This is a genomic window from Enterococcus sp. 7E2_DIV0204 (assembly GCF_002140855.1).
Lineage (GTDB): Bacteria > Bacillota > Bacilli > Lactobacillales > Enterococcaceae > Enterococcus_L > Enterococcus_L lemimoniae.
The window spans coordinates 1,308,901-1,314,900 of sequence record NZ_NGKY01000001.1; the positions used below are offsets into that span (position 1 = coordinate 1,308,901).

The 6,000-nt window shown below is 33.9% G+C and carries 6 protein-coding genes; 4 read left to right on the top strand and 2 right to left on the bottom strand.

Annotation, left to right across the window (positions count from 1 at the left end):
• Positions 1-139: 139 nt before the first annotated feature.
• The 3 genes from A5819_RS06170 (at position 140) to A5819_RS06185 (ending at position 2,756) form a co-directional block, all read left to right on the top strand.
• Positions 140-454, top strand: a complete 315-nt coding sequence (locus A5819_RS06170; protein WP_086277630.1) for a hypothetical protein — start codon at positions 140-142, stop codon at positions 452-454.
• A gap of 338 nt (positions 455-792) precedes the next feature.
• Positions 793-1,089, top strand: a complete 297-nt coding sequence (locus A5819_RS06180) for a hypothetical protein (protein ID WP_086277632.1) — start codon at positions 793-795, stop codon at positions 1,087-1,089.
• Positions 1,090-1,124: 35 nt separating this feature from the next.
• Complete coding sequence (locus A5819_RS06185; protein ID WP_176271370.1) at positions 1,125-2,756, top strand: YgcG family protein; 1,632 nt, start codon at positions 1,125-1,127, stop codon at positions 2,754-2,756.
• Between the two features lie 62 nt (positions 2,757-2,818).
• Here the strand turns inward: A5819_RS06185 and A5819_RS06190 are convergent, their stop codons facing one another.
• Both A5819_RS06190 and A5819_RS06195 read right to left on the bottom strand, forming a co-directional pair.
• Positions 2,819-3,865 (bottom strand): bifunctional transcriptional activator/DNA repair enzyme AdaA, encoded by a 1,047-nt coding sequence (locus tag A5819_RS06190; protein WP_086277634.1) that lies wholly within the window; start codon positions 3,863-3,865, stop codon positions 2,819-2,821.
• Between the two features lie 15 nt (positions 3,866-3,880).
• Positions 3,881-4,708: an isocitrate lyase/phosphoenolpyruvate mutase family protein gene (locus tag A5819_RS06195; RefSeq protein WP_086277635.1), complete on the bottom strand. Its 828-nt coding sequence runs from the start codon at positions 4,706-4,708 to the stop codon at positions 3,881-3,883.
• Between the two features lie 884 nt (positions 4,709-5,592).
• Between A5819_RS06195 and A5819_RS19205 the strand changes: the two genes are divergently transcribed.
• On the top strand, positions 5,593-6,000 hold a 408-nt coding region (locus A5819_RS19205; protein ID WP_217809028.1), incomplete at its 3' end, for a hypothetical protein.

The following is a 6,000-nucleotide window of genomic DNA, read 5'->3' on the forward strand; positions in this document are numbered from 1 at the left end:
TAGATGATTTTGTGGAGTGATTGAGAACAGATAAAAGATTGCGTGAGTATTTTAAAGCTTAGATCATGTTTATATATCTAGAGCTTAGTAATACAGCTTCTCTTAACTTAGATAAATTAAAATAAAGGGCTGATAAACAATGGGCAAAGAAAATTTTAAAATTATGAGGAAATCTACTGAAAATAGAAATACAATTTATGAAGATCCATCTTGTATCGTGAATCGCAATGTTGCAGACTTTAGAGATGAAGTTTATTGGACAATTATATTATCCGTCCATACTAACGAGATCATGCAACAAATACAATTGACAAACGAACAAGAATTAGAAGTCTATAGAGGAATTAATTATTTGACGTTGAAAGATTTAAATAAACAGATATATGTTAGCAGATTAGGTTTTATAGAAGAAGCTCCTCAGTCCTTAGACGTCCCTTTATTAGATTGGAAGTGAAGAATTGTCCTCAATGGTAAGTAATCTAATTAAATTTCGCAATCTAAAAAATATTGAATATCATTGTAAACAAGTTTTAAAATTAATTAAGAACAATTATCCAAATGATAATTCAAATTATAGCTTAGCTAGAATTGAACATTCCATAAACCATATTCTAGAACAAATCGACGGTAGTAAAACAATTACTAGTACGATTAATCTCATGGATTTAACAAGACATTTTGTTGATGATACAGGGAATTACAACGATCCTATATTGATAGAGCTCGAACATGTGTATCAAAAAATAGAAAAGATAAAAAAAGAATCATAGCAACTCTAGGAGGAACATAGTAATGACGCACTCTCAATCTAAACAATTTGGAACAAATCAGATTCTATTGAAACAAGAGGGAAAAGAACTCTTAAATGAATTAAATTTAAGAATTAGTGATTCGACTGGTATTCATAAAAAATCATATGAAAAAATTTATTTAGAAGTTCGCTTAATGACTGATACTATTGAAAATAGTAATCAAAAAAAGGGCAGAATTTCCTACCATATATTCATAGTAGATCAGTGGGATTTTTCAGACGAATTAGGGATTAGGCTATTAAATTTTAAAGAACAGTATTTGAACTTAAAAAAATGAGTAATAACTACACTAACACAATCAAAAGGAGCAAAATGAACTCAAATCACACACATAAAAAAAACACACACTTTACCAACCCAAACATTCTTAAAACAATCCTTTTTCTCACTACCCTTTTCCTATTCACACTTTCCACCCCACAAACCAGCTCAGCCGAAAGCTTCTTCGTCGACGATCAAGCTAGTCTATTAAGCGACGAAACAAAACAAGCGATCATCCAAGCAAACGAATCAGATTTCAAACAACTAACTGGTCATCCACAATTTGTTCTAAAGACCATCAAGAAATTACCCAAAAATGAAACGATCGAAACCTATGCAGATAAAACCTTTCAAACGTTAGGAATCGGCAATAAAGACCTGAATAACGGCTTTTTATTTGTCATTGCAGTATCTGATCGGAAATATCGTTTAGAAGTTGGATATGGTGTAGAAGACGTGATTACAGATAGTATGAAACGTGACATTGTCCCCACAAGTGTGGAACAATTATTTCGCGAAGAAAAGTATGATCAAGGTTTGACGATCATCAGTCATAATATCATTTCTATCGTTAACGAACGTTATGGCAATTACGAAGTAGCGAAAAAGGAAGTTCAGGATTTAGAACAAGCAAGTAATTCTTATAATAAAGAACACTATTACTACACAGAACCAGAAAAGAGTTTTTTTGACTATGTTGAAATTGTTCTAAGTTTTATTATGACTCATTTTATTGCTCTATTGCTCATTGCCGTAGGGATTATTATAAGCTACTTCTATTTTAGAAGCTTTTTAGTGAAACGCCTTTTAAAACTGTCTCTGTTTGATTCGATTCAAGAATTAAAAGTAAAGACATTGGGAAACGTTGATTTAAGTGAAAAAACACTGATTTCTCAGATCGAATCGTCACCTATTTGGATATTAATTCTCTCAAATTTTGCTAAATATCAATACTTACAACGCTATCTGGCAAAAATTTTATTTACAAGCGACATAATAAATTACTCAATTGAGATAGGAAAATATCGAACCCATCACTTAATAACTGCGAATAAAATGATTTACTACAAACTCTGTCTAGACATCAGCCAACGGTACTATGAAGAATATTCTCAGCATCTAATTGATTTTCTAACAGAGCCGCAGAAAATCGAGCAAGCAACAAAACAATTACGCTTGCAACTAAAAAAATCAGATAATGACTACTTAGAAATGTTACAAACGATCGTTCAAGCAAGAGTTACATTCGTTCAAACAAGAAAGATTGTACAAGTCTACGTAAAAGCACATGTATCAAAGTCCTTTTACACAAAACAAAAAGAAAAATTACTCGTTTTACTCGTTTCATATCATCTGCTAAAAGGGAAAGATACTAGTAAAGAAGATTTTTTAAAAGAAGCTGGCAACTTTGAACAAGCATTACCTAAAGCTTTTAAAAAAGGAGAACGAGATTTCAAAAAAATTGAGTCAACTTATTATCCAAAAGCGATCCGTGATCTTGATAAATGTTTATTTTTAGGAGAAATACCAGGAATCAATTTTGCTGACTATCAGACATTGCAGCATTTTAGTACCTCAAGTTATCGAAGTAGCAATTCTGGTGGTTCTTCCAGTAGTGGCGGAGGAGGAAGTTCCGGTGGTGGTGGATCATCTGGCGGTGGTGGTTTTTCTGGTGGCTGGTAACTTCAAAAAGAGTAGACAATACTCAGATTTTTTTCTGACCATTGTCTACTCTTTTTTATTCTCTAACGATATTCCCGTTCATGCTTCAACAACCACTTCTTCCGCTCCAAACCACCGCCGTAACCACCTAGACTACCATCTGTCTGAATCACACGATGACAGGGAATAATAATCGCTAACTGATTAGCACCATTCGCATTCCCCACTGCCCGCATCCCTTTTGGGTTACCAATCGTAGCTGCCAATTCTTTATACGAAGATGTTTTACCACGCTCAATTTCGGTCAACGCTTGCCACACCCTCTTTTGAAAATCTGAACCCAAGCATAGATAAGGCGTTTGAAATTCATCCAGCTTCTTTTCAAAATACAGATTCAATTCTGCTTTGATCTGTTCATTGATTTTGGTCTTACCTGGGACGATGGAAGCGTTCAGTCGATTACGTAGGCGTTCAATTTCTCGTTCCACCCCACGCCGATCGACAAACTCCAATAAATACAGATAGTCATCATCCGCAATACTCATCATTGGGCCTAAAATCGTATCGATCCAATCGGCTGATAATATTTTGATTTCTTTCGATTGTTTTGGATTTCTACCCATGATTTTTGAAAAAGCATCGTAAAAACCACTTGGTGAATCATAGCCGACATCCAACTGCGTATCGATTCGTTTCTCCCCATTTTTGATTGATTTCAAGGCCATCCCCATCCTTCTTGAGCGTGCATATTGAACAAAGGTCATACCATACACTTTTTTAAATTGTCTTCTAGCAGTCATTGAGTGAATGCCCAACTCTGCGAAATCTTGGTCTTTCCAACGTTTTTCTGGATTTTCTTCGACTAATTCCACCATTTGCTGCACTAAAAGCGGGATTTCTCTTGGATAAGATAGTGGTTTACAGCGTTTGCAAGGACGATAACCTGCTAACAGTGCCTCTTCGGCGGTTTCGTAAAATGTACAATTTTCATACTTCGGTTTTCTTGCAGGACATGTTGCGTGGCAAAAGACACCAGTAGAGCTGATCCCAACAAAGAAAATACCGTCATATGTTGAATCTTTTGCTAGCAAGGCTTGATAGTAATGCTTTTTTTCTTTTTCGCTGATCATTGAGCATTCCCCTTTCTACTGTATTCTAAATAATTCAATCTGATCTTGCTCCTCGTATTGAGCTAAGTCAGCCAGTAACGATGTGTAAAATGTAATTAAATCGTCTGTTTCATATTCATTATAAAGCATATAGATCGAAGGTCCAAAGCTGATTCTTGAAATTCCTGTATCTAAATAATCTGCAATGGAGTCGTTTTGGAGATCTAGCATAATATTGATCGGTAACGTAGTGGCTGCTGCTATTTGCTTAAGATGTTCTTGGTTTTTCAACCCTGGAATAAAAATACCATCGATTCCAGTTTTTTCATACGCTTTGATTCGTGCAATCGTTTGATTTAAAACTTGTTCATCTTGGTTATTTGCAGCAATATCACCTATAAAATAGGTATCCGTTCTTACATTGATAAACAGATCTTTTTTCATGGCGTTGGTTTGGTGCTTAATCGCTAGCAGTCGCACACATTGTTCTGCTATGGAATACAGGGTTTCCGTATTTGGTTTTTTATCTTCAATATTGATCCCGATGACGCCAATGTTGATGAGAGCTTCAATATTCTTTGCCAGCTCTAGTCCATTTGTAGCATATCCTGATTCAATATCTGCGGTAATGTAATTGTTTTGGGTATCCATTTGTCTTATGTAGCCTAGTAGTTCATCAAATGGCATATTTTCACCATCCTGATAGCCGTAATAATCTGACATTGCGTAACTACCTGTTGGAATTAAATTGATAGTTTGGGTCGTCAGCTCATCGGCACTGGCTACGTTCCAAATATTTAGTAAGACAAGTGGTTTCTTTTGTTGGTGAGCATTTCTGAAATGGGTTGTTTTGGTTTCGTTCATTGATCATCAGTCCCTTCGTTTTGTAGCTTTAGTGTACTGCTGATCGATAGAAGGTTCTTTCGAAAAATGAACATCAATTTTTTATTTTGATTTGGGGTTTGGTGATTTTCTAGTAGGGTGGCTTCTCTCTTCACACGCCTTGCATTGTTAATCATCCATTCTGGCGGAGCCAGTCATGGTGATTCACAACAAATAACCCACTCTTTGGGGAAGAGTGGGTAAAAGGAGTTAAAAAATGAAAAAGTGTTTTGTTAGGGTTGTTTGTTTGGTATGAATTTATAATAACCTGAAAGTGTGACTATTTTGTGTTGAAAGATAGGTTTCTTTATTACGATTGTTTGTCAGAAATCTGAAGTTTTAATTTAACTTACACAAGAATTAACAATTAAAACGCTACATTACTTTTAATCATTCTTTTGATCAAAAAAATTGATACAAATCATCAAAGCATGTACTTCGAAAAGTTTATTAAACATATTCTACATTTTATATCAATTGTATTCAAAAATCTTATAGAAATCATATAGCATTTTTTCCACTTTCCTTAATTCTCTATAATACTCCTCACATAAATAGTCATATTTCCTGAACTTTATACAAAAATCAAAATAATTTTCTTCCAAGGTAAAAATTCTCTATCACCAAGCTATTTAGTACTTTTTCTAGAAAAGACCATTCTATAATACTTATTTTTATTATTATACGTCATTTGATTATCAAAAAATTGCAATTACAACGAAAAACGTGATAAATGTTTAACTTAAAAATAATGTAACTATACATTAAAATAATGTATAATTACATTTGATAAAGCATGCAATTCATTAAGGTTTTATTTATTTACTATATGAATATTATTAAAAAAAGAAAGGTAGTGTGATTTAATGAATGACTCATGGAAAAAAGGTTCGTTTAAATTTATGTTGCTTTCTAGTGTGGCTCTCATAGGTTCTGGTATTCCTATACATGCACTGGCTGCAACAGTAGAACAAAAGTCATCTGTTCAGAAAGCGTTGGAAAAAGATTATAAGAGCATATTAGAAGAATACACCACAGCAAAAACAGAATATGAGGATACAAAAAAAGCATATGATATTGCCTTAGAAGACTACAATACCTCCAAAAACGAAGCTGATAAAACCTATGAAATAGCTGATCAACTTAAAACGACGTTAGACGGATTAAAAGAAACGTACAAAAAACAGTTAACGATTTTCGAAGAAGCGACAATGACTTATAACTCACATAAAGCTACATATGAAACAAATAAGTCTAGCTACGAAGCACATATT